This is a genomic window from Gilliamella sp. BG3, assembly GCF_046635605.1.
Classification (GTDB): domain Bacteria; phylum Pseudomonadota; class Gammaproteobacteria; order Enterobacterales; family Orbaceae; genus Gilliamella; species Gilliamella bombi.
Genome location: NZ_JBIDFE010000015.1, coordinates 17564 through 43030 on the forward strand (window position 1 = coordinate 17564; position 25467 = coordinate 43030).

22 protein-coding genes and 1 CRISPR repeat array are annotated in these 25467 nt (G+C 35.4%); of the genes, 16 read left to right on the forward strand and 6 right to left on the reverse strand.

Going from position 1 to position 25467, the window contains the following annotated elements; genetic code table 11:
- Positions 1-155 precede the first annotated feature (155 nt).
- From cas1f to ACGH6S_RS08230, 7 genes are all read left to right on the forward strand, one after another.
- Positions 156-1109: a type I-F CRISPR-associated endonuclease Cas1f gene (cas1f, locus tag ACGH6S_RS08200; RefSeq protein ID WP_411578636.1), complete on the forward strand. Its 954-nt coding sequence runs from the start codon at positions 156-158 to the stop codon at positions 1107-1109.
- A complete protein-coding gene (cas3f, locus tag ACGH6S_RS08205; RefSeq protein ID WP_411578637.1) occupies positions 1106-4429 on the forward strand; it encodes a type I-F CRISPR-associated helicase Cas3f in 3324 nt (1107 codons plus the stop codon). The genes cas1f and cas3f overlap by 4 nt, the downstream gene beginning before the upstream one ends.
- A 397-nt stretch (positions 4430-4826) precedes the next feature.
- A complete protein-coding gene (gene csy1, locus ACGH6S_RS08210) occupies positions 4827-6206 on the forward strand; it encodes a type I-F CRISPR-associated protein Csy1 (protein ID WP_411578638.1) in 1380 nt (459 codons plus the stop codon).
- Positions 6206-7129, forward strand: a complete 924-nt coding sequence (gene csy2, locus ACGH6S_RS08215; RefSeq protein ID WP_411578639.1) for a type I-F CRISPR-associated protein Csy2 — start codon at positions 6206-6208, stop codon at positions 7127-7129. The genes csy1 and csy2 overlap by 1 nt, the downstream gene beginning before the upstream one ends.
- Positions 7130-7164: 35 nt before the next feature.
- Positions 7165-8172: a type I-F CRISPR-associated protein Csy3 gene (gene csy3, locus ACGH6S_RS08220; RefSeq protein WP_411578640.1), complete on the forward strand. Its 1008-nt coding sequence runs from the start codon at positions 7165-7167 to the stop codon at positions 8170-8172.
- A gap of 5 nt (positions 8173-8177) precedes the next feature.
- A complete protein-coding gene (gene cas6f, locus ACGH6S_RS08225; RefSeq protein ID WP_065561650.1) occupies positions 8178-8747 on the forward strand; it encodes a type I-F CRISPR-associated endoribonuclease Cas6/Csy4 in 570 nt (189 codons plus the stop codon).
- A gap of 137 nt (positions 8748-8884) precedes the next feature.
- Positions 8885-10232: a CRISPR direct-repeat array (repeat unit 28 nt; unit sequence CTTCAATGCCGTATAGGCAGTTTAGAAA).
- A 598-nt stretch (positions 10233-10830) separates the two neighbouring features.
- The gene (locus tag ACGH6S_RS08230; protein ID WP_411579494.1) at positions 10831-11769 is read left to right on the forward strand and encodes a hypothetical protein; all 939 of its coding nucleotides are present in this window, start codon (positions 10831-10833) and stop codon (positions 11767-11769) included.
- 162 nt (positions 11770-11931) lie between these two features.
- Here the strand turns inward: ACGH6S_RS08230 and flhA are convergent, their stop codons facing one another.
- The 5 genes from flhA to flgA all read right to left on the reverse strand — a co-directional run bounded on the left by flhA (position 11932) and on the right by flgA (position 16803).
- The gene (gene flhA, locus ACGH6S_RS08235) at positions 11932-14019 is read right to left on the reverse strand and encodes a flagellar biosynthesis protein FlhA (protein WP_411578642.1); all 2088 of its coding nucleotides are present in this window, start codon (positions 14017-14019) and stop codon (positions 11932-11934) included.
- Positions 14020-14036: 17 nt separating this feature from the next.
- Entirely contained in the window at positions 14037-15167 is a 1131-nt protein-coding gene (flhB, locus tag ACGH6S_RS08240; RefSeq protein ID WP_065590606.1) for a flagellar biosynthesis protein FlhB, read from the reverse strand.
- A 141-nt stretch (positions 15168-15308) separates the two neighbouring features.
- Positions 15309-15743, reverse strand: a complete 435-nt coding sequence (locus tag ACGH6S_RS08245) for a flagella synthesis protein FlgN (protein ID WP_296302131.1) — start codon at positions 15741-15743, stop codon at positions 15309-15311.
- Between the two features lie 28 nt (positions 15744-15771).
- Positions 15772-16065 (reverse strand): flagellar biosynthesis anti-sigma factor FlgM, encoded by a 294-nt coding sequence (gene flgM, locus ACGH6S_RS08250; protein ID WP_297224443.1) that lies wholly within the window; start codon positions 16063-16065, stop codon positions 15772-15774.
- Between the two features lie 78 nt (positions 16066-16143).
- Positions 16144-16803: a flagellar basal body P-ring formation chaperone FlgA gene (gene flgA, locus ACGH6S_RS08255; protein WP_411578643.1), complete on the reverse strand. Its 660-nt coding sequence runs from the start codon at positions 16801-16803 to the stop codon at positions 16144-16146.
- Positions 16804-16955: 152 nt separating this feature from the next.
- On the opposite strand from flgA, the gene flgB reads away from it, so the two are divergent.
- The 9 genes from flgB to flgJ are packed head-to-tail and all read left to right on the forward strand — an operon-like array spanning position 16956 to position 24177.
- Positions 16956-17366: a flagellar basal body rod protein FlgB gene (flgB, locus tag ACGH6S_RS08260; protein WP_034909444.1), complete on the forward strand. Its 411-nt coding sequence runs from the start codon at positions 16956-16958 to the stop codon at positions 17364-17366.
- Positions 17367-17368: 2 nt separating this feature from the next.
- Positions 17369-17776 carry a flagellar basal body rod protein FlgC gene (gene flgC / locus ACGH6S_RS08265; RefSeq protein WP_034909448.1) on the forward strand — a complete coding sequence of 136 codons (408 nt, stop codon included), beginning with the start codon at positions 17369-17371 and terminating at the stop codon, positions 17774-17776.
- 13 nt (positions 17777-17789) lie between these two features.
- On the forward strand, positions 17790-18509 hold the full coding sequence (locus ACGH6S_RS08270) for a flagellar hook assembly protein FlgD (RefSeq protein ID WP_034909450.1): 720 nt from the start codon (positions 17790-17792) through the stop codon (positions 18507-18509).
- A 16-nt stretch (positions 18510-18525) separates the two neighbouring features.
- Entirely contained in the window at positions 18526-19737 is a 1212-nt protein-coding gene (flgE, locus tag ACGH6S_RS08275) for a flagellar hook protein FlgE (protein WP_411578644.1), read from the forward strand.
- Positions 19738-19751: 14 nt separating this feature from the next.
- The gene (locus ACGH6S_RS08280; protein WP_411578645.1) at positions 19752-20507 is read left to right on the forward strand and encodes a flagellar basal body rod protein FlgF; all 756 of its coding nucleotides are present in this window, start codon (positions 19752-19754) and stop codon (positions 20505-20507) included.
- 29 nt (positions 20508-20536) lie between these two features.
- Positions 20537-21319: a flagellar basal-body rod protein FlgG gene (gene flgG / locus ACGH6S_RS08285; protein WP_065590612.1), complete on the forward strand. Its 783-nt coding sequence runs from the start codon at positions 20537-20539 to the stop codon at positions 21317-21319.
- A 10-nt stretch (positions 21320-21329) separates the two neighbouring features.
- Positions 21330-22019 (forward strand): flagellar basal body L-ring protein FlgH, encoded by a 690-nt coding sequence (locus ACGH6S_RS08290; RefSeq protein WP_411579495.1) that lies wholly within the window; start codon positions 21330-21332, stop codon positions 22017-22019.
- Between the two features lie 11 nt (positions 22020-22030).
- Entirely contained in the window at positions 22031-23140 is a 1110-nt protein-coding gene (locus ACGH6S_RS08295) for a flagellar basal body P-ring protein FlgI (protein ID WP_296317766.1), read from the forward strand.
- Positions 23141-23151: 11 nt separating this feature from the next.
- The gene (gene flgJ / locus ACGH6S_RS08300) at positions 23152-24177 is read left to right on the forward strand and encodes a flagellar assembly peptidoglycan hydrolase FlgJ (RefSeq protein WP_065590615.1); all 1026 of its coding nucleotides are present in this window, start codon (positions 23152-23154) and stop codon (positions 24175-24177) included.
- Between the two features lie 331 nt (positions 24178-24508).
- Here the strand turns inward: flgJ and flgL are convergent, their stop codons facing one another.
- Entirely contained in the window at positions 24509-25465 is a 957-nt protein-coding gene (flgL, locus tag ACGH6S_RS08305; protein WP_411578646.1) for a flagellar hook-associated protein FlgL, read from the reverse strand.
- Between the last annotated feature and the right edge of the window lie 2 nt (positions 25466-25467).

Here is a 25467-nt window from a genome sequence, read left to right on the forward strand (position 1 = left end):
AAAGACGAGTATCACTCGTCTTTAAAAATTCCATCCACAATATAATAACTTAGAAATCATGCAATTGTTGTTAATAAACAATAAAATGCTCGTTTTTGATACAGAATAATGTTAATTTATTTGCTATATTTCAATCAATTTAATTAGTTATTATCATGGATATGATTCATTCTTCTGATCTAAAAACGATCATGCATTCCAAGCGTGCCAATATTTATTATTTAGAGCATTGCCGTGTTTTGGTTAATGGCGGGCGAGTTGAGTATGTGACTGAGCAAGGTCAACAATCGTTATATTGGAATATCCCAATAGCTAATACTACCTGTATTTTATTAGGCACGGGAACATCATTAACGCAAGCGGCAGTGCGAGAGCTTTCACGGGCAGGTGTCATGATTGGCTTTTGTGGAGGAGGCGGAACGCCTCTATTTTCATCAACCGAATCTGAATTCGCTTGTCAATTTTTTTCGCCACAAAGTGAATATCGCCCGACAGAATATCTACAAAGCTGGTGTCAATTTTGGTTTGATGATGAACGTCGATTACAAGCAGCTAAATTATTGCAACAAACACGGCTTAATATTATTAGTGAGTGTTGGCCGCAATTTGATTGGGATGTTGATAAAACGCAGTTAACGCATATTCTTACTGATGCAACACAACAATTTACCGATGTTGATAATAGCCAAGCACTTTTAGCCGCAGAAGGGCGAATTAGCAAACGTCTTTATAGCATGGCAAATCAATTAACCTTACAAGATGATAAATTTAAACGAGAACAAGGCTCACGAGGCAAGAGTCATGATCCCGCTAATCAATTTTTAGACCATGGTAACTATTTAGCCTATGGACTTGGCGCAACGGCTTGTTGGGTGTTAGGTCTCCCTCATGGACTTGCTATTTTACACGGAAAAACTCGCCGGGGTGGATTAGTTTTTGATGCGGCAGATATTATTAAAGATGGCATTGTATTACCTCAGGCCTTTTTATCAGCCAAACAAGGCGATAGTGAAAAAGAATTTCGTATGGCATGTATTGCGCAATTTGCTCAATTAGGTGCACTTGATAGGATTATTGATACTTTAAAACAGATAGCAGATCAAATATGAATATTTTACTTGTTAGTCAATGCAAAAAAAATGCCTTAACCGAAACAAGGCGGATTATCGATCAGTTCGCTGAGCGCTGCGGTGAACGAACATGGCAAAGCCCAATGACTGAAGCAGGGTTACAAACGCTCTATAAATTATTACGCAAAACTGCACGAAAAAATACTGCTGTTGCATGTTATTGGACACATGGTAAAAATTTAACTGATCTTTTGTGGATTGTGGGCGATCGCAGTCAGTTTAATCAAGAGGGACGAGTCCCAACTAATCGTACTAAACGCAATATTTTACGCAGTGACAGCGAAAATTGTTGGCAATATGCAACCACCATTCAATTAATTACTACCATAGCGGCACTACTTCATGATTTAGGTAAAGCAACGATTGGTTTTCAATCTAAATTACGAGCAGAAACGGCTGTGGCGGCTGATCCTTACCGACATGAGTGGATTTCGTTACAATTATTTTTATTAATGATTCAAGGCTGCACCACGAACGAAGCCTTATTTGATCGATTAGCGCATTTTGATCAATATCGACAACAGAATCCTAATTGGTACCAGCAACTAACCAAAGTCGACAAAAATGATCTCACGCAGTTACCGTTATTGGCACAATGGATTGCGTGGCTCATTGTGTCGCATCATAGAATGCCGTTTTTACCGGATTCATTAACGGGGGATATTAAAAATTTACAGAAAATAGATTTTGATATATCTGGTTTAACTATCCGAAGTTTTTATAAAACATTTAAGGCAATTGATAAATGGGTTAAAAATAGTCATAGTCAACACACTTCACCCAACGATTTTTGGCAGCTTAAAAGCGATATTACCTTAAGTCAGCCTTGGCTGAAAAAACTAAGCCGTTATGCAGCCAAAGCCCTAAATCATGTGCCTTTAATGCAATTGTCTAATATTGACGAGTTTTTATTGCATATTTCACGTTTAAGCTTAATGGTGGCTGATCATAACTACTCAAGTTTATCTTTAGCATGTGAAGAGGCAAAAGAAAATGAAGCAATATTGATTGCTAACACGAATTACCTAAAAAAAGCGAAGCAACGTTTAGATGATCATTTAATCGGTGTAGCTAATTTTTCAGCCCGATTTGCTCGTTTATTACCTAAAATAACCACGGAATTACCCGCAATTAATCAACATAAACCTTTTACCAAACGAACAACTATAAAACGCTTCCAGTGGCAAAATCATGCTTTTGATTTAGCAAAAAGTTATCAACAACAAACTGATGAATGTGGCTTTTTTGGTGTTAACATGGCATCGACTGGCTGTGGTAAAACCTTAGCCAATGGGCGGATTATGTATGCGCTTTCAAATCCAAAACGGGGCGTGCGTTTTACCATTGCATTGGGATTACGTGTTTTAACGTTGCAAACAGGTAAAGCATTAAGAGAAAGATTACACTTAAGTGATGAACATCTGGCGATTTTAGTGGGTGGGCGAGCCACAAAAACCTTGTTTGAACTGAGTAGTGAAGAAATTCAACAAAACGATTCTCAAAAAAAATCAGAAAACCAAGGTAGTGAATCTATCGAATCGTTACTTGATGAATATATTGATGTAGCAGAAAGTGGTATTGCTGATTGTGAATTAGGTACTATTATTGAAGACAGTAAAGCACGGCAATTACTTTATGCACCTATTGTGACATGTACAATTGACCATATTATTCAAGCTAGCGAATGTAGCCGAGGCGGTAAATATATTGCACCAACGTTAAGATTGTTAACCTCAGATTTGATTTTAGATGAACCTGATGATTTTGATCAACACGACTTGCCAGCGCTGGCGCGTTTAGTGCATTTAGCTGGATTGTTTGGTAGCAAAGTACTACTGTCATCGGCGACCTTAACACCAGATTTAATTGCTGGATTATTTGATGCTTACCAAGCAGGGCGAAAAATTTGGAATCAAAATAACCAATATGCCAATAATGCCATTGTATGTGGTTGGTTTGATGAATATGAACAGTCGATATCACAAATTGCTGATACTAAAACGTTTAGCGATCATCATCAACAATTTGTAGCAATGCGCATTCATCAATTAGCACAAAGCGCAGTTCGTCGCCAAGGGCATATCTTAGATCTACTAAATTACCAAGAAAATAAAACAGAAAACCAAAAAATTAATTATGGTGTGCTAGCTAAACAATTATTAGATCAAGCTTATCAATTTCACCAAGATCATCATCAAATTGATAAAACATCACAAAAAAAGGTAAGTATCGGTTTAATGCGTTTTGCCCATACAGAAGATGTTATTTCACTTACCGAACAAATTTACGAACAAAAGAAGTTACCTAGTGATACTGCTTTTCATATCGTGGTTTATCATGCTCGACAACTGCTATTATTGCGTAGCCAATTAGAAGAAAAACTTGATAGAATTTTAAATCGCAGTGATGAACAGGCTCTATTTAGCCAACCCGAAATTCTCCAATCTATAAAAGGTAGCAAGAAAGAAAATCATATCTTTATTGTGATTGGCACACCAGTCACCGAAGTCGGGCGTGATCACGATTATGATTGGGCGATTGTCGAACCATCATCCATGCGATCTATTATTCAGTTAGTAGGGCGAGTATGGCGTCACCGACCACAAAAAATGGCACAAAAGGCCAATGTGGCGATATTAGGATCGAATTTAAAAGCAATTGAATCTAAGTATCGTACGGATAAGGCCTGTTTTACTAAACCAGGATTTGAAGAAGAGTCATTATTTTTGCTGAAAACCCATAAAACAAATGAACTAATTCCAGCTTATCAGTTAGTTAATATAGATGCGGTTCCACGTATTCAGTCTTGCCCTGAAGATGGGCTAACGCTAGCTGAATTAGAGCATAAGGTCATGGCAGATCTTTTTGCAATTAATGCCCGTAAAAGTAATTATGTGACCAGCTATTGGCAACAAGGCTTAGCTCATCACCATTGTGTGCATTTACAGGCGATTTCGCCATTTAGAGGAAATGATAAGACACAAGATGAATATATTTGCCAACTTGACGACGATGGCGATTATCAATTTAGCTATGCAGATGTAGCATGGCAGACTCCAGATGAATCTTGTCCAAGCAAACAAAATAGCCAAATTGAATACAAACGTTGGTTATTTGAAAATCCGCAAGTTAAACCGTGGTTAGAAAATAGTGTCGAGCAAGCCATAGCAAAAATAACCGAATATTTCCCAAATAAAACGCCATATCGATTAGCGAATGAATTTTGTAGCGTAAGCTTATATCGTAATAGCAGTTGGTATTTTCATCCTTATTTAGGATTTTATGAAAAGAAAGGATAAAAGAATATCAGTTTTTATACTGAAACACATAGTTACCTGAAACTTTTTGACAAAATATCGTCAGGTGCATAATGGTTGCTAGTAAAAGTGAGGTAATTCTTTTATACTCTGAACGGACAGCCGTATAGGTTGCTGAGAAATTTTAAGTATTCTCTTTCCTTTGAAGAATATTTCACCGCTGAATAAGTGGTTTATAAAAGGATTAAGCTCCACCCTCCAAATTAGTTGGCTCGTTGAGCTTAATATTATATTATTCCCTTTTAAGTTTTATTCTTTACTTTGTTTCTTTCTTTTTTTTGTTTGTTATTTTTGATTATTTTTTGATTTTTTGCTTGAATTTTAGTAAGATTTATTTTATTCTCATTTTATTAAAATTTAAGATAAATAAGGAGGGTCAATGAATAACATATCTTGGCAAGATATAAGAAAAGTAATTTTAGATTTTCTGCAACAACGGCTTGCCAATAATAGTAATTATAAAAGTGAAACCGCTAAGCTGGAAAAAGCAAAAGAGTTAGGCGATCAGGTCGCAGTTAATGAAGCTCAGCAAAAGTTAGCTGAACTTGCTAAACGGTTTGATTTTGAAACGTGGATGGAAGACGCGGCAATTAGAAGAATTTCATGGCTTCTTATTGCTACCCATATAGCTAAAGGAGTTCACCCGAGCTCGAAGGCTTGTAACGCAAATTACAATACACAGATAAAGCCTAATAACCTGAATAATTTAGTATCATCTGCTACAGTGAACTCTTTGCCTTTCGATGCCAGTGGCGCTGCTGCTTTAGATATATTTGGGCTTTTAAACCAAGTCGTTAAAAATGATATAACAATTTTACAGCTTATTATTAATAATCACCCTGCTGTTCAAGAAGCTTTATCTGATGATAAAAATAAGTCTGCTCTTTATTTGGAAAATTTTAAGCAGTTACTTAAAGATAATTGGAGTGATGCGCAGGCTTCAGAACTTAATAAGCAATTTTTCTGGCCGAATAGTGAAGAAACTTATTTGTCACAGCATGAAAATAATTACCGCTTACTGATTCCACTACATCCTAGTGCTTTATGCCATTTAGTTTATCAAAAGATACAAAGCAGATTTTCGGATGAAAATAAAAATGCACGAGAATTGCGTAGAAAAAAAGATGTTGAGTATCAACCTTATTTTTCTTTTCATGATTTAGCCGTTGTTAAACTAGGTGGCAGTAATGCTCAAAATGCAAGCCAACTTATTGGTAGTCAAATGGGGCGCAATTTTTTATTACCCTCTATGCCTCCTATATTTCAAAAATCTCAATTCCCATCGATTTCTAAACAACAAGAAACAATTTTCAATAATGCACTGCAATATTTTTGTCGATTTGGTTTTAAATTACTGTTTGATATGGTTGAAGCGCCAAAAAATATTGTAGAAGAACGAGATGATCGTAAAGATGCGTTTGCGGTGATTTTATCTTTACTACTTAAGTTTGCTCGCTATATTCAAACTACTCAACCAGCTGGTTGGAGTCGTGATTATTCACTCAATTTTGATGAAAAACTTTGGCTTGATCCACAGCGAGTCCAATTAGAGAATGAAGAGGATTTTAAAAAGCAGTATGAACAAGGTGATTGGCAACAAAGTCTAGAAAAGCTTTTTGCAACTTGGGTTCAAAATGCTTTAAAAGAAAAATTTAAAAATTTTAAACAGCAATTTGCTGATCCTGAATTTAGCGAATGGCGCCGTGAATTTAATGCAGCGGTAAAAGCAAGTCAACGTAAAAGGGAGGGGATATTTTAATGGCATCATTACGTTATTATTTATTATTTGATCATGTTAAAATCCATAATGCCAATGCGATTTCTAGCCCATTAACGTATGGATTCCCAGCTATTTCGGGGTTTCTAGGCGCTATTCATGCTTTAAGTCGTAAAATTGAATCAGAAAATCCTATTTACTTAGATGGTGTGTTAATTGCATGTCATGAATGTGATGTACAAGTTTATCGACCAAACAACTATGCCGATTATACGTTTCGATTAACACGCAATCCATTAGCTAAAAATGGTAGTACTCGTTCAATTATTGAAGAAGGGCGAGTTCATCTAGATGTTTCATTGCTTGTTGAGGTAAAAATTGAAGATCGTGAAACATTAGATGATGCAGATGAACAGCAAGCATTTATCCAACAGATGAAACAAAAACTTTACCAGCAGCGTGTTGCTGGTGGGCAGGTTGTTGATATTGAATCAGTCGCACTATATTCTGCATCAGAATCAAATAAAAACTTAATCAATGCACTATTACCCGCATTTGTTTTAGTTGAAGCACCACAAGATTTGCAAGATATTACTGCTGAATTACAGCAACAAGATCCTAATGCTACAGCGCTTGATGCCCTGATTGAAACAGCGATGTTGCATCATCATCCACAAGAAAAAGATCACTGGCAAACCACATCGGTTAAGCAAGGTCGTGGTTGGCTTGTCCCTTTACATTTGGGCTATCAAGCTATTTCACCGTTATTTTCAGCAGGTAAGGTTGAACATGCACGCAGTAATGAGCATGCTACGCAATTTGTGGAGTGTATTTATGGGCTTGGTAAATGGGTCTTTCCTTTACGTTTGACAGAGAGTTTATCACAGGCTTTTTGGCGTTATAAATGCAGTGAATTGCAATCTAATGATGCAGAAATTTATATTATCAATCAAGAAACCAATTAAGTAAATTTAGAAAATTATAGACTAAGGAATACATTATGAGTAAAGATAAAATGACAACGGCAAGCGTACTTGCTTTTGAACGTAGTTTTGATATTTCAGATGCAATTTTTGCACAGCAAAGTAGTACGGATACCAATAAATTATCCCCTGTTGTAGTTACTGAAAAATCAGTCCGAGGCACTATTTCAAATCGTCTTAAAAATGCAGTGGCAAACGATCCAACCAAATTAGATGCTGAAATACAAAAACCAAATTTACAAACAGTAGATGTCGCTTCGTTAGATGCCGATAAAGATACTTTGGTAGTTACATGGAGCTGTAAAGTGTTGCCATTTTTAGGTAAACCATCAGTATGTAATGATATCGAATATCAAAAAGAACTAGAAAAAACAACGCAGGGTTATATTCAAACGCAAGGATTGACAGCACTAGCTAAGCGTTATGCTATTAATATCTTAAGTGGCCGTTGGTTATGGCGTAACCGTATGGCAGCAGAGCAAATTAGCCTTTCGATTACTCGAAAAGATGAAAAAAAACCAATGATTGAAGTCAGTGATGTTAAACAATATCAACTGAACTCATTTGATTATGATGATAAATCGGTGAATGATCTTGCTACACTGATTGAAGCAGGATTATGTGGTAAAGAGTTTGTTATTTTTAGCGTTGAAGCCAAACTGAAAATGGGTTTAGGTCAAGAAGTCTACCCGTCACAAGAATTAATTCTAGATACTGGCAAAACTAAAAGTAAAGTATTGTATGAGAAGAACAAACAAGCCGCCATGCATTCACAAAAAATCAGCAATGCAATTCGAACTATCGATACTTGGTATGATAATGCTCAATTCCCAATAGCAATAGAACCGTATGGCTCGGTGACATCAATGGGGCATGCTTTTAGACAACCAAAACAGAAATTAGACTTTTATACCTTATTTGATAATTGGGTATTAAAAGGTGAAAAACCATTGCTTGAGCAACAACATTATGTGATTGCGGTATTAATTCGTGGTGGTGTTTTTGGTGCTAGTGGCAAGGAGTAAATTATATGCACTCACACTATTTAGAGCTGCGAGCTATTTCGCAAATTGAGATAACCGAGGTGGACGTGATTAATCAAGTCATGCAGTCACTGCACCAAATCTTGGTTAATCAACAAGGAAATATCGCAATTAGTTTTCCTTGTTACAATGTACACCGAACATTAGGCGGAGTGATTCGCCTATTTGGTACCGAGCAGGAATTGCAAAAACTTAAAGCAGATATACAGCAAAAATCATCGATAAGTGATTATGCTTTATTGATGCCTATCACAACAGTACCGGCAACGATAAAAGGCTATTTGCATTTGAGCCGTGTTAATCCTAAAGGTCAGAGTGCGTTAAGACGTGCCGAAAAAAGATTAACTGCACAAGGTAAATGGACACCTGAAGTGAAAAATAAAATGGTTGAAAAGTGGGGAAGCGTTCATTTGCAATACCCACATCTTCATTTGAATAGTAAAAGTACAGGTCAAAGATTTATTTTGTGGTTAAAACAAGAAAAATGCCCAGAGCCAGTGCAAGGCACATTTAATAGCTATGGATTAAGCCAAACAGCCACTGTTCCTGATTTTTAAATCATTAACCCTTTTTTTGGGGATAATTTTAACATATTGATTATTATTGATATTAAAATAGACTCAAAAAAAGGGTAAAAATTGGGAAAAGTGCAGTATGCTCTTTTACAATAAGGTCCTATTGAGATAAAATTCTACTTCAATGCCGTATAGGCAGTTTAGAAATATTCTCTGAAAAAAGCTATAAAAAAGTTTTCCTTCAATGCCGTATAGGCAGTTTAGAAACCGATGGACTAGTAAATGATGATGGATTAATTCTTCAATGCCGTATAGGCAGTTTAGAAAAGAGACTTAAAAATAACGTTACGTAACTATGTCTTCAATGCCGTATAGGCAGTTTAGAAAAAAGCACTATCAAATAATCAAGGGTATCGAATCTTCAATGCCGTATAGGCAGTTTAGAAATGCTGCCAGTCGGCATTCCTCAACCATGGCCACTTCAATGCCGTATAGGCAGTTTAGAAAACGTTATAGGCGCTTTGGCTCAGCAAACCCAACTTCAATGCCGTATAGGCAGTTTAGAAAAAAGGTGGACAAGATGACAACACAATTAACATCTTCAATGCCGTATAGGCAGTTTAGAAAACTTCTAACATCCATCGAATCAGCATAAACAACTTCAATGCCGTATAGGCAGTTTAGAAAAATCGGGATTGAAATATGAGCAGCTTCTTTATCTTCAATGCCGTATAGGCAGTTTAGAAAAGAAGAATGGAAGCACGTTTTTACAGCAACACCTTCAATGCCGTATAGGCAGTTTAGAAAAGTGAGGATTATAAAAAATTGCTTCTAATGCGCTTCAATGCCGTATAGGCAGTTTAGAAATTATCGGAAAAGGCTTTGCGTAAATTTAACGGCTTCAATGCCGTATAGGCAGTTTAGAAATCGATTAGTGACGAATCTGAAAAAATATTAGCCTTCAATGCCGTATAGGCAGTTTAGAAAAATCGATGTAATGCTCATCAAAATAATAAATCCTTCAATGCCGTATAGGCAGTTTAGAAACACTTGCCACCAGTTTGTTTCCTTACCACACGCTTCAATGCCGTATAGGCAGTTTAGAAATTCCAGAACATCATCACGGATTTTTTTAGCAGCTTCAATGCCGTATAGGCAGTTTAGAAATAGATTGGTTTCGTCCGAAATTGCCACTACTTCTTCAATGCCGTATAGGCAGTTTAGAAAATGTTGAACATGGCGAACTAATACAAAGGATACTTCAATGCCGTATAGGCAGTTTAGAAATCCGAGGAGCTGGCTACCATTAAAAAAAACGACTTCAATGCCGTATAGGCAGTTTAGAAAAAATAATTTTAGTGCGAAATCGGGGGTAAACTCTTCAATGCCGTATAGGCAGTTTAGAAAATTTTGTTCGTAATCACGTAAATTAGTGCCTGCTTCAATGCCGTATAGGCAGTTTAGAAACGCCTCCTTTCATTTTAACGCTAACCCGATTTCTTCAATGCCGTATAGGCAGTTTAGAAAATTCCGCACATCATCAAAGAATCGATAATGAACTTCAATGCCGTATAGGTGGTCTTTTGTATAAAAGTAGAAATTTCTGTATAACTGGTTGATTTTAATAAAAATAAAAAATTAAATAAAATCAATGCTCTACCTGAACGATTTTATGGGCGTAATACATCTTATAACATGGTAAGGATTATATGTTCATTGGTTGTTAGGTAATTCACTAATTCCTTGGTTTAGAAATTATCACCAATATTCATTATTTCCACAAAAGTTAAGACTTACAAAACCTAACACCGTATTCTAATTAAAAAATTGCATAAAAAAACTAGCCAAGTTTTTTTAAAATGGCTATACTTTAACCTGCTTAAAGGAATAGTTTATTAAACAATCAAATAAACATAAAAATTAAAATAAATCATTAATTTACTTGACAGGTGAACCGTAATGCATTATCATTTTAAACACCAAACACCAAACATGGCAAACCTATGTCTTAAATTTATCAGATAAACACACTAGTTGGATTTTTAACCCCGCCACGTTTATATCTTCAAAGTTATTTTTCAAATTATTATCAAAATTATTCCGAAAAGTTCCGTTAGTATTGATATTGTTATTATTGTCTTCTTTATGGAATGAGGTTCGAACGGGTAATCGTAGTGATGCTATAATAATACCGTCGGCAGTTATCCATTATGCAAGGCCGAATCTATTTTTTAGCGAAGGTAGATACGCAGGTCCAGCTGACATATGGAGTCCTAAGAAGGGCTTCTTAGTTCAATCAACCAATCCTGAATCATACAACCTCAATTTCCCAACTACAGGAGCACATAATTTACGTTTTTATTTAATTATAACAGGAATAGATGTGAGAGACTTGAAATGGAAACCTGTTACGCATGAGGGAATTACAGCAACAGTGACAAGTGTTGCAACTAATAGTGCTTCTGACTATTGGACTCCTACTGAAGACAGATTTGTCACCCGTGTTGAGTTAACAGGTCCAGATGCAATAAATCAATGGGACAATCCTCATCCTAATCCAATTGCTAAGCCAAAGTTACCGCAGACGTTTGAGTTAGTGGGTAGAGATAGATATGGCATTGAGGTAGTAAAATATGGATTTGTGTTGAAGCAGTGGTTCGTCGTGCGGGATGGTCATCTTCCTTTTCGAACGAGAACCTATAGTGACCATTTAGCATGGTGTAATAATATAGGCTACCAGATGCCAAGGGTCAGGGATTTAACCAATGCTACAAAATTTGGTCCATCTATAGTAGGCGCTAATCCATCTTCACCAGGTAATCATTACACGCGTCATATTGATGTAGGTTTTTTTTCCGAGTGGGGCGACTTGTACGATTACGACTGTATTGACAGTTTTAGTGGTTGTTCTCGCTTTTTTCCCAGCTTCTATTGGACGAGCGAGGTGAGGGGGCGCAGGTTCTCTGTGTTCTCGAGTGATGGCAGAATCTTTGATTGGACCCTGCCCCCCACCTCCCGGGAAATGGAAGGACGTGTTACTTGCGTCTCAAACCTTAAACCTTAGTTCTTATTTCTTAGTCATTAGGTCGCCGAGGCCAATATTTAGAAATACCTATTTTGATACTTTAACTATCATAAAATTGTTTACCGCCGTGTAGGCGGTTTAGAAATGAGTGTTTCTAGTTTTTATTAACTGAAACACTTCATTATTAGTATTATAAAGTAACTATTCTGCGCCAATTTGCGTGCTCATTTTTATCTCTCGATTATCGGTGATTTCTAAATTTGACAATACCACTAATTGAGGAAAGTTAGGCCTTAAAAATTGTGAAAGCATAGGTCTTAATGCATGGTTCACTAATAACACTGGTGGTGCACCGATAGCTTCTTGTTGATGAATGGCTTGTTTAATTTGCTCGACAATGTGTTCGGCTAGCCCTGGTTCAACATTGCTGGTATTTTGGAGTGCTTGTAATAACAAACGTTCTAAATTGATATTTAATCCTATTACATTGATTGGCTCAGATCCAGGAAACCATTGTTGTGTGATGACTCTTCCTAAAGCAATTCTTACCATACTTAGTAGCTGATAAGCATCATTTTGGGTTGGTGCGTACTCACAGATGGTTTCAATAATGGTACGCATATCACGGATTGACACTTTTTCAGCGATCAAGTTTTGCAATATTTTATGAAATGTGGTTAGTGTAACAACACCAGGAATAAAGTCCTCCACTAATTTCGGCATATCTTGTTTTATTCTGTCGAGCAGTTCTTGAGTTTCTAAACGTCCTAATAAGTCGCTAGCAAATTGCTGTAATAAATGATTAAAATGAGTAGCAATCATGGTGCTTGTATCAACAACGGTATACCCCAATATTTGTGCATTTTCTTTATTACTTTCATCTATCCATATCGCTGGTAATCCAAAGGCAGGTTCGGTTGTTGGAATGCCCTCAATGGTTTCAGTTACATTACCGGGATTGATCGCTAACCATTTATTATTAACAATTTCACCTTTGCCAATTTCACCACCTTTTATAAATATCTTATATTGATAAGGTGCTAATGAAAGATTATCTCTTATATGAACTTGAGGTGGTAAAAAACCCAGTGTTTGAGCAAATTTTTTGCGTAAACTACGAATTCGCCCTAACAACTCACCATTTTGAGTTTGATCTACCATGGGAATTAATCCATAACCAACTTCCATTGCCAATATATCTTCAATATTAACATCTGACCATGTTGCTTCTATATTAGCTGGCGTGGTTGCTTGTACATTAGCTTGTTTGGGTGCCATTTTTTGTTCTGTCTTTTTCTGTTTAGTTAACCACCAAGATATGATTAATAAAATAGCAGTAAAGAGTAGAAAAACTAAATTTGGCATACCCGGAATTAGTCCAAGTAAACCAATGACGACAGCTGTTAAAATCAATACTTGTGGATTATTAAAAAGCTGTGTAATCATTTGATCACTGATGTTATCTTGTGATGTGACTCGAGTAACAATAACGCCAGCTGCGGTTGAAATAATGAGTGATGGTATTTGTGCTACCAAACCATCGCCAATAGTTAGTAAAACATAGGTTTCGCTAGCATCAGAAAAAGCCATACCGTGTTGAACAACTCCAACTAATAACCCCCCAATAATGGTTATACCCATTATTAATAATCCCGCAATCGCATCACCACGTACAAATTTACTGGCACCATCCATTGACCCATAAAAATCGGCTTCTTGAGAAACTTCGGCTCGACGGGCTTTAGCTTCATCTTCACCAATTAAACCCGCATTCAGATCAGCATCAATAGCCATTTGTTTTCCGGGCATGCCATCTAACGCAAAGCGTGCGCCCACTTCAGCTATTCTACCTGCTCCTTTGGTGATGACCATAAAGTTGATAATGACTAAAATAATAAATACCACAATACCAATAGCAAAATTACCACCAACTAAAAAGTGCCCAAAAGCCTCAATAACCCGCCCAGCAGCAGCACTACCTGTGTGACCTTTTAATAAAACGACCCGCGTAGAAGCAACGTTTAACGATAATCTTAATAAAGTTGCAAATAATAAAACGGTCGGGAATGCTGCAAAATCAAGCACTCTTTTAGTAAACAATGCTACTATCAAGATGATAATTGATAATGTAATATTAAAAGTAAAAAACAGATCCAAAATAAATGCAGGTAGTGGTAATACCATCATCGAAAGAATCAATAAAATTAGCAATGGTCCAGCTAAGACTTGATAATGCCCATTTTTTAATGTATTGGTTGATAATAAATTAAGTAGTTTAGATTTAATCATAAGACTAGTTATTACCTTTATTTATTTACGGATAATGACTCAGGTATGGGTAAATTATTTGGCGCTATTGGTTTATCGCCACCATATTTATACCAATGTTTCAATTGATAAACCCACGCTAGAATTTGGGCAACCGCGGTATATAATTCGGTTGGTATTGTTTCGCCTATTTCACCATGACGGTATAAAGCACGGGCAAGCGGTGGAGCTTCTAACTGAGGGATATTATGTTCATTAGCAATTTCTTTGATGCGTAACGCAATTTTATTTGTTCCTTTCGCTAATAATTTTGGAGCAATCATTGTTTTTTCATCATATTGCAGAGCGACGGCATAATGCGTTGGGTTGGTAATAATCACATTGGCTTTAGGTACATCTTTCATCATACGGCGTCTAGCAATAGTCTGTTGCATTTGACGAATACGCCCTTTGATTTGTGGGTTTCCCTCTTGTTCTTTAAATTCATCTTTAATTTCTTGTTTTGACATTTTCAGTTTCTTTAAATTACTCCATATTTGATAGAAAATATCAAAACCAACCATGGGTATTAAAGATATAACACTAAAAATTCCACAAAGAATCACTAGCTGTATTGCTTTAGTTAATGCGCTATTTAAATGCATATTGGGTAAAGAAAGCATGTGGGGAAAATGGTGCATTACAAACAATGTTGAAGCTATAGAAATAAAAATAACTTTAAGTATGCTTTTTAGTAATTCAGAAAAAACTCTAATACTAAATATTCTACCAAATCCAGATATCGGATTTAGTTTTTGAAAATTAGGCTTAATTGATTGCAGGCTAAATAGTAAACCGCCGACACAAAGTGGTGCAAATATAGCAACGATAACTAGACCAAAAAAAATGGGTACAATTGCCCAAAAACCATCGGTTAATAAATTAACTAAATTGAAGACGATTAACTTATCATCCTCTATTTTATACGAAAACTTCATTGCTGTTTTAATGATCGTAGTTAACTGGTTAACTAAGTGTGATCCCATTAATCCAAATAAAATAATACCTATTAACAAAATTAATAACGAAGTTAATTCACGAGAACGAGGGATCTGCCCTTTTTCTCTAGCTTTTTTTATTTTGCTATCGGTGGGGTGTTCGCTTTTATCTAGATCACTATCGTCAGCCATGATGAAGTTAAATAAAACGCTATAGTTTAATAAAGATTTACAATACTAACAGTATGAACTAATTACTACTGGGTTGTTGGCTTAATAAGAGGGCATTTTAGGGGGTATTTATGGCGTTTACCGTCAATAAATATTAATTTTTTAAACTTTGGCTCGTTTTGACGAAATAATTTCAGTTTGTTGATAGCCACTATTAGTATAAACAGTAGGACTTTTAATACTTTTAAGATAGTTGATTGATTGCTGGGTTAGATTCATGCGGTTTTGAATAATTAGCCCATTATCACGATTTATATCTGCTAATAATTTTGTTGTATCAGTAATTGATAGCCAAAGAGCTTCGATTGTAGGATTTTCTTTATAGGGTGGTTGAATATTAAATTGTTCACTTAGTTTTATGCGTTCTTCATCCAGTAGCTTTAGTTGAATTAGTAATTGGCTTTTTTTGTTAATAGTTTCACTTAACTGGTTTGTTGAACTATTTTCAATTAATATTTTTTGCTCTGATTGTAGAATTTCTGAAATTGTTTGTAACATCTCAGCTATTTTATTTAGGATGTCATTAAGTGCTAACATTTTTTATCCTTATAATTCTGTCTTATTTTTAAAAATCTTCTAGTAATTGTTTAATTAATTTATCTGCAATTTTATGTGTATCAATAACCAATGTTCCGTTGGATATGGACTGTTTTATTTTTTCAATTTTTTCTGCGTCGATATCTTTGTTGGTTGAATGTAAAAGGTGTATTGAATTTTGATTTATACTCACGTTAGTACTTACATTAGTACTGTTTTTAGTTTGTACAGATGCATTGTGAGTATTTTGTTGTTCGTTAATTACATCGCGGCTTACTAGCCCTGTTATGGCTGTAACGGATTTAGTTGCATCTATAGTCATAAAATACCTTTAATCAAATTTAAGATTTAAGTGATTTGTATAATTTTATTATCGGCAATAATAAAAAAATCATTAATATTATTTATTGAAAATAATTACACCTTGGTGAGTTAACGTGCCTTCAACAATTTTATCAGAATTTAGTTTAACTTTTATTTTATCGTTTAATATAGCATTGTTAAGTGTTTTGCCATTAGTTGTTATCTCATAACCTTCTCCATTTATTATTACTTTAATTATTTGTCCTGCTTTCACCTGCCAATTTTTTTGAAGCATTGTTGTTTTTATTGGTTCACCCAAATTGATATTTCGTAAAGCTATATGATTAATTGCGTCAACTCCATCCAAAATAACAGTCGAAGGTAGTTTATCCAACCAACCTGATTGTATCTGTATATAATCTTCGTTGATTACCGTCCCTGCACTTATTGCTTGTTTAGCTACAATATAGTTCCCTTTGACAGCAACATTAATCTGGATAAATTTTTTTTTATTATTGCATTGGGCACTGATAGTCATGTTGCCCCACTGTTTTTTTTTATTTAATAAAGAGAGTGTTGGAGTCTTACAATTTAATTGCGGTTTAGCAGTAAGATAAGTAATTAAAATGTCGTCCGCTTTATGACCAAATTGCTGTGATATTAAATTGTTAATCTGTTTATCAAGCGAATTTGCTAAAACATTATTCCAACTAAATAGTATAAAAATAGCGAGTATCAATTTTGCGATTTTAATCATGCTTATTTATTCTAAATTATTCATAAGCTGATTTTACTTTATGATTGCAAGAAATGAATCTTGAAATAAGGGCAATTTTTATCGTTATTTGCGCAATAACTTTTTTTTTATTCGCTTAAAATTCTCATTATCAAAAAAAATGAGATGATTTTATGTTTGATAAATTAGATACATGGGTTAATTTTCATCAGCAAGCATTAAATATACGTGAAATACGACAAAATATATTAGCTGCAAATATTGCAAATAGCGATACGCCTAACTATCAGGCTCGAGATATTGATTTTAATGCTGAGCTAAGCAAAGCACTTAACAATCAGAATAAGATTAATAACGTTGGGCTTAATATCACTTCAAATCATCATATTCAGATAAAAGCACCAATCATGACAAATCATGATGTACTTTATCGTATACCTTATCAGGCTGCGGCAGATGGTAATACGGTCGAGATGGATCAAGAACGTACAGCTTTTATTGATAATAGTATTCACTACCAAAGTAATTTAACGTTTTTAGGTGAAAAATTTAAAAATATTATGGCGGTATTACAGCAAGGATAATCATGATGAGTTTTTCTATTTTTGCAATTTCAGGCTCGGCATTATTGGCACAAACACAACGAATGAATGTAAGTGCTAGTAATTTAGCTAACGCAGACAGTATTACCAGTACTTCAGGCAAAGCTTATCGAGCTAAGCAGGTTATTTTTCAAGTGGATGATAATGGTGAACTTAACCCAATTGCAGGGGTTAAAGTGTCACAAGTTATTGAAGATCCTTCACCAATGAATTTGGTTTATGAACCTAATCATCCATTGGCCGATGCTAAAGGATATATTCAGAAACCTAATGTTGATGTGGTTGCCGAAATGGTTAATACCATTTCAGCATCACGAAGTTATCAAGCAAATATAGAAGTAATTAATACCGCCAAAAATTTAATGTTAAAAACACTGGCATTAGGGCAATAAAAAGGAGTGGTTGATGGGTATAGCTAATGTTCTTGTTTCAGAATCATCGGGGATAACAAAACCTCAAACGACACAAAAAACGGCATCTGATGGTAACTCAAGTAAAGAATTACAAGATAATTTCTTAACGTTATTAATTGCACAAATGAAGAACCAAGATCCAACTAATCCAATGGATAATAGTCAGCTAACATCACAGCTAGCTCAAATCAATACTTTAGCAGGTATAGAACGTCTTAATACAACGTTAGGAATGGTTTCTGGTCAGATTGATGATAGTTTATCAGTCAATGCCAGTAATATGATTGGCAAGGGAGTGATGGTTCCTGGCAATAAAATTTTGGTTGCAACCTCAGAATCTGAAAGTTCAGACTCAAAAGAAGAAACCGTTACCACGCCATTTGGTTTTGAGTTGGTACATGAAGCTGACTCAGTAATTATTACTATTCAAGATGAAAATGGCAATGTAGTTCGTGAAGTTGATTTAGGCGCAATTCCAGCAGGCGTTAGTTCTTTCACTTGGGATGGTGTGCTAAATGATGGGACGAATGCACTAGATGGTAGTTATACTTTTTCAGTTAATGCAAGTTATGACGGGAAAAAAGTATCATCAACATCATTATCTTATTCAGTAGTATATGGTGTTATCAATAGTAAAGTTAATAATAAAGTATTACTTGATTTAGGAATACTTGGTTCAATTAGTATTGACGAAGTACGTCAAATTCTTTAAAGGAGATAAAGTTCAGATGGGATTTTCTCAAGCAGTGAGTGGTATGAATGCTGCATCAAAGCAATTAGATGTTATTGGGAATAATATTGCCAATTCAGCAACAGTAGGATTTAAGAGTGCTAGTATCTCATTTGCTGATATCTATGCTGGCTCAAAAGTTGGTATGGGGGTTAAAGTGGCTGCGATTATGCAAAACTTTAATGATGGGATAGCTACAACAACCAACAATAGTTTAGATGTGGCTATTTCTGGCAATGGATTTTTCCGTTTAGTGGATAGTAATGGGCAAGCCTATTATACCCGCAATGGACAGTTTCAATTAGATTCCGAACGAAATATTATTTCTGCTGATGGTCTTTATCTGACTGGCTATCTTGCAACCGGAACTCCACCTCAAGTGCAGCAAGGTGCAGCTCCAGGTACATTAAAAATTTCGCAAGAAATGCTAAATGCATCAGCGACAACCAAGGCTTCTTTGCAAACAAACTTAAATTCCAATAGTAAAGTTCCGGCAAAACAACCTGTCAATGCTCTTGATGCTGATACATTTAGTTATTCTACGACCATTACTACTTATGACTCGCTTGGTAATCAACGCAATATTCAGCTCTTTTACGTTAAAACCGCTGATAACCAATGGGATGTTCATTATCTTGATAGCAGTGATCCTAATGGAAGTTTGCAAAAAGCGGGAGAAATGGAATTTGATTCTTCTGGTAAATTGATTAGTGATCCCGAAATGACCATCGATATTAATGGGATAAATGGATCTGCTGATAATAGCTTTACTTTATCATTAGCCAAAAGTTCTCAACAAAATATGGGAAAAGAATTGGGTAGTATTAAAAACCCTGTTGTGAATGGATATGCTCCTGGAGATTTGGTCGGGTATAGCATTAATGATGATGGTTCTATTTATGGTGTCTATTCTAACCAACAAACAATGTTATTAGGTCAGATAGCAATGGCTGATTTTGCCAATGTTAATGGGCTAGAACCTGCTGGCAACAATAACTGGAGGACAACTATTAATTCTGGTATAGAAGTATTGGGCAGTGCAAATTCTGGTACTTTTGGTTCGTTAGCGAGCGGTGCACTAGAGTCGTCAAATGTTGATATGAGTCAGGAATTAGTGAATATGATTGTTGCTCAGCGCAATTACCAGTCTAATTCACAAACAATTAAAACGCAGGATCAAATTCTAAATACATTAGTCAATTTGCGTTAATTTAAAGGTTATTTATGGATCGTGTTATTTATACAGCAATGTCAGCAGCTAGCCAGACATTAAATCGGCAATCAATTACTACTAATAACTTAGCTAATGTATCCACAGTGGGGTTTCGTGCACAGTTAACGACGATGAAAGCAGTTCCTGTTGTGGGGAATGATACACCTACACGAACCATGGTAACAGCAACAACTCCCACTTTTGATTCAACAATGGGGGCATTTAATTACACAGGCCGAAACTTGGATGTTGCTTTAACTGAGGATCACTGGCTAGCTGTACAATTAGTTGATGGTAGCGAAGCTTATACACGAAATGGAGCAATTCAAATTGATGAAAATGGTACTCTTAACATACAAGGTAATCCATTAATTGGTGATAATGGTGTTTTGACGGTGCCTCAACGATCTCAAATCAGTATTAGTAGTGATGGAACACTTTCCGCATTAGGTGCAGGTGATAAACCTACGACCATTGCTCAAGTAGGTAAAATAAAGAAAATCCATCTTGAGCATAATGAAATTATACGTGGTGATGATGGTTTTTTTCGACTAACGGAAGAAACACGTAATGAACGTGGTGAGAATATGCCAGACAATCCAAAAGCTAAGCTTATGTCAGGTGTATTAGAAGGGAGTAATGTGAACCCTGTTACGGCTATGGTTGATTTAATTAGTCATGCTCGCCAGTTTGAAATGCAAATGAAAGAAATTATTACTGCTGATGAAAATGCACAAAAAGCAAACCAAATTTTATCTTTAACTTAAATTTATCAATACATTAGACAGGAATAACAATGATTAAATCATTATGGATTGCCAAAACAGGCTTAACGGCACAACAAATGAATATGGATATTATTTCCAATAATTTAGCCAATGTTAGTACCAATGGTTTTAAAAAACAAAGAGCGGTATTTGAAGACTTATTATACCAAACTGTTCGCCAACCTGGAGCACAATCATCTGAGCAAACAACATTACCTTCTGGGTTACAGATTGGTACAGGAGTTCGCCCTGTTGCGACAGAACGAATTCATAGCCAAGGTAATTTAGAGGCAACTGATAACAGTAGTGATATTGCTATTAATGGGCAAGGTTTTTTCCAAGTTTTATTACCCGATGGTACACAAGCTTATACTCGTAGTGGTGCTTTTCAAGTCAATCAAAATGGTCAATTGGTGACTGCAGCAGGATACGAAATTCAACCAACAATTAGTATTCCATCCAATGCAATTAAAATGACGGTAGCGCGCGATGGTGTAGTAAATGTGACATTAGCTAATCAATCAACACAAGTCCAAGTTGGGCAACTAACTTTACATACTTTCATTAATGATGCTGGACTTGAAAGTATGGGGGAAAATCTTTACTTAGAAACCGAAAGTTCAGGTGCGCCAACGGAAAATACGCCAGGGCTAAACGGTGCAGGGCTTTTATATCAAGGTTATACCGAAACGTCTAATGTTAATGTTGCTGAAGAACTAGTGAATATGATCCAAGTTCAACGTGCTTACGAAATTAATAGCAAAGCGATATCAACCTCTGATCAAATGCTACAACGTTTAAATCAACTGTAAAGTTAACAATATGCTAAAGGTAATGAGATATTTTTATATTTTAATAGCATTTTTTTTCAGTGGCTGTGCACAATTGCCTAAAAAGCCTTTAGTTGAAGGTGAAACAAGTGTTGTCCCCAAATTGCCAGACAATGTAAATACGACAGGTTCAATTTATCAAGCTGCTCAGCCTAGTAGCTATGGTTACCAACCAATGTTTGAAGATCGTCGCCCGCGTAATGTTGGCGATGTATTAACCATTGTTTTACAAGAAAATGTGAGTGCTAGTAAAAGTTCATCGATTAATGCAGGACGAAATGGTTCGGTGGATCTAGGGGTAAAAACAATACCTAAATTTCTTGATGGGTTAGTGGGTCGAGGTAAAGCTAGTACTGAAATGTCTGGAAATAATGATTTTAAGGGATCAGGCGGGGCTAACGCTAAAAATACCTTTAATGGCACAATCACCGTCACGGTTCAGGATGTCATGATCAATGGTAATTTAAAAGTGATTGGTGAAAAACAGATTGCGATTAATCAAGGTACCGAGTTTATCCGTTTTTTTGGGGTAGTTAATCCAAGAACAATTAGTGGAAATAACACTGTTATCTCAACACAAGTTGCTGACGCTCGAATTGAGTATGTTGGTAATGGATACATTGATGAAGCCCAAACGATGGGTTGGTTACAGCGCCTATTTTTAAATCTTTCCCCTTTTTAACGAGTATCATTATGTTAAAAAAATTGCGTATTTTTGTTTATTTTGTCTTTATGATGGTATTAGTGATACCAGCGAGCCATGCTGAACGTATCCGCGATTTAGTCACCATTCAAGGTGTAAGAGAAAATGCCTTGGTTGGATATGGTATTGTTGTCGGTCTTGATGGTACAGGTGATCAAACATCACAAACACCTTTTACCATTCAAAGTATTACTAACATGTTATCTCAATTAGGTATTACCGTACCGTCTGGGAGCAATATGCAATTAAAAAATGTTGCTGCTGTTATGGTTACGGCTAAATTACCTTCTTATTCTCGAGTAGGGCAACAAATTGATGTGGTGGTATCCTCGCTAGGTAATGCAAAAAGCTTGCGTGGAGGCACATTGATTATGACACCACTAAAAGGTGTCGATAATCAAGTATATGCTATTGCGCAAGGTAACCTTTTTGTAGGTGGAATGGGTGCAAGTAGTAAAGGTAGCAGTGTAAGTGTGAATCAAACTGCTGGGGCAACCATACCTAATGGTGCAACCATAGAACGAGAGCTTGCAACTCGTTTAGATGAACAAAATATTATCCATTTACACCTTAATCAATTTGATTTCACTCAAGCATTGAAAATATCTAATGCAATTAATAGGTTACAAAAAAATACTGCAGTAGCATTAGATGGTACAACGATAGCATTACATATGCCAAAAGAAAGTAGTGCACGAGTACAACTGCTTTCACGAATACAAAATCTTGAAATTAGCGCTACGCCAGTTTCAGCAAAAGTCGTTATAAATACTAGAACCGGTGTTGTAGTTATGAACCAAAAGGTTAAATTAGATAATTGTGCAGTTGCACATGGTAATTTATCTGTTGTGGTAAATAACAAATTAAAGGTAAGTCAACCCAACACTCCATTAGCAGGTGGTGCAACAACCGTTACACCAGATAATCAAGTTAGCGTTGCACAAGAAGGAGGGGCTTTACACAATATATCCTCTAGCGCTGATTTAAATCATGTTATTAATTCGCTAAATGTATTAGGAGCTAATCCTACAGAATTAATGTCAATACTTGAAGCGCTAAAAACAGCTGGTTGTTTACATGCTTCCTTAGAAACTATCTAAAAAAAGACTTTATGAATAATAAAATTGGACAATCTTTGAATCGTTTCGCTTATGATTTTTCGGATATTAATCAATTAAAGCGAAATGTAGTTAATGGCTCTGCTGAAGGTATTAAGCAAGTTGCTCAGCAGTTTGAGTCATTATTTATTAATATGATGATGCAAAGTATGCGAAAGGCTGTACCTGAAAGTGGTTTATTTAGCCAGTCTGCTACACAACTATTTACTTCAATGTTTGACCAACAAATTACACAGCAAGCAGCGGGTAAAGGATTTGGATTAGCAGATATGCTTATTAAACAGTTAACTAATAAAGTTTCACCATCAATTAATGTTAACCTACAATCTAATACAACCAATACTCAGCAAAATCTGCAATTAGCTCAATCTTTATTTAGTAATGCATCACCTAATTTATCGCCTGAAGCGCTAGGGCAAATACTATATCGTAACTATAATGCTAACAAAGCAGCTGAAATTAAACATAACGAGGCAATATCAAAAACACAATTTGATAATGTAAACGAAGATTATGTCACAAAATTTGTTATGGAATGGCTAGAGCCAGCTAGGCAAGCTGCTAAAAAATCTGGTATTCCGTATGAGGTTATTATTGCCCAAGCAGCACTAGAAACTGGGTGGGGGCAAAAGCAAATTAAAACCGCTAATAATCAATCAAGCCACAATTATTTTGGTGTCAAAGCAACATCATCATGGAATGGCAATTCAACTCGTTTAACCACACATGAATTTGTTAATAATAAAATGATGAAAATTGAAGATAATTTTAGAGTCTATAATAGTAAACATCATGCATTAACCGACTACCTCAATTTATTAACTAAAAGTCCTCGTTATCATGCAGTTATTAAAGCTCCTGATGCCAGAACAGCTGCTAAAGAATTACAAGCTGCACATTACGCAACTGATCCAAATTATAGTGATAAGCTTATTCAAATCATTGGTCGTATTGAAAAAATTGCAAAAAATAATCAGTTAACCACTGTATCAGGATTTAGGAAAATTGCGTTTAATTAATAATAGGATCACTCGGTTTGAATACAATGCTCAATATTTTGCTAGTAAAAATATCATAAAATTAATTTTAAAAACAAATAATTATGGATTAAATAAGAAATAAATCAACAAAAAACTTTCAGGTAGAACATTGATTTTATTGAATTTTTTATAATTAAGCGTCACTCGTTTAAATTGATGGTTTATATTGCATAATGACATTGTTTTTGAAACTTTTTAGCAATAATAAAAAAGGAGGCGGTAAACCTCCTTTGGATGGGATGAATAGTTTGAGGCGATTCACGACTTAGAGTAAAAAAACATTGCTTAAGTAAAATTAGATTACAAAACCTTATTTCATTTGAAACAGTGACATACTTTGCATAGTCATAAAGGTATATTGTGCAGCTTGTAAATTAGCTTGTAGCATTACATATTCTGAAATGGCTTCGTACCAATCGACGTCTTCAAGTTGGCTGATTTGAGTTTGAAATTCAATATCTAATGTTTTACCCAATGTGGTTAATCTATCAATTTCGGATAATACCGAGCCGCCTTCTGCTCTAAGTGTCGAAATATTATTAAAAGAATTGTCTACTCCATGACGTGCTTTTGACAACCCAGATCTAAATTGTTCAACGGTATCATCATTATCATAATCTAGATCTATTTTTAATGCCTCAATTGCATAATCAATACTTGCAAATATGTTACTTTCTGCTGGTGAACCATCAGATTCTTTAACATTTGAGCCAGTCATAAATACTTGAATACCTGTAAAACTTAGCGATACTTCTCGCGAGTCATCGATTAATACATTGATAGAAGTTGTACCGCCTACGTAACTCACTTCACCTAATTCATTCATAACAAAAGGAGGTGTATCGTTTTTCTTACCAGCAAAAAGATAGTTACCATTAGTGTCTTTTGCATTAGCTAATGATAAAAGTTGATCTTTCAAACTTTGTAATTTATTAGCAAGGTCGAGTCTATTTTCTTCATTTAAGGTTTCATTTGATGCATAGACCAATGTTTCCTGAATTGCTTGGATAACAGTATTGGCTTCCGATAAGATCGTATCTTGGCGGCTAAGTGATTTATCGGCATTTTCGCGTGTTGCTTGAAACTGTTCATTTTGTGCTTGCGCTTGCTTTATTATTAATGATTGTGAAGCTCCCATTGGATCATCAGAAGGAGTTAAAATCTTTTTACCTGTTGCCAAATGCAACCCCGATTTTTGCCATTTGCTGTTGGTGTTTAAAATACTGTTTAAGTTTTTTTGATAAATTGAGTTTGTGCTAAGGCGCATTT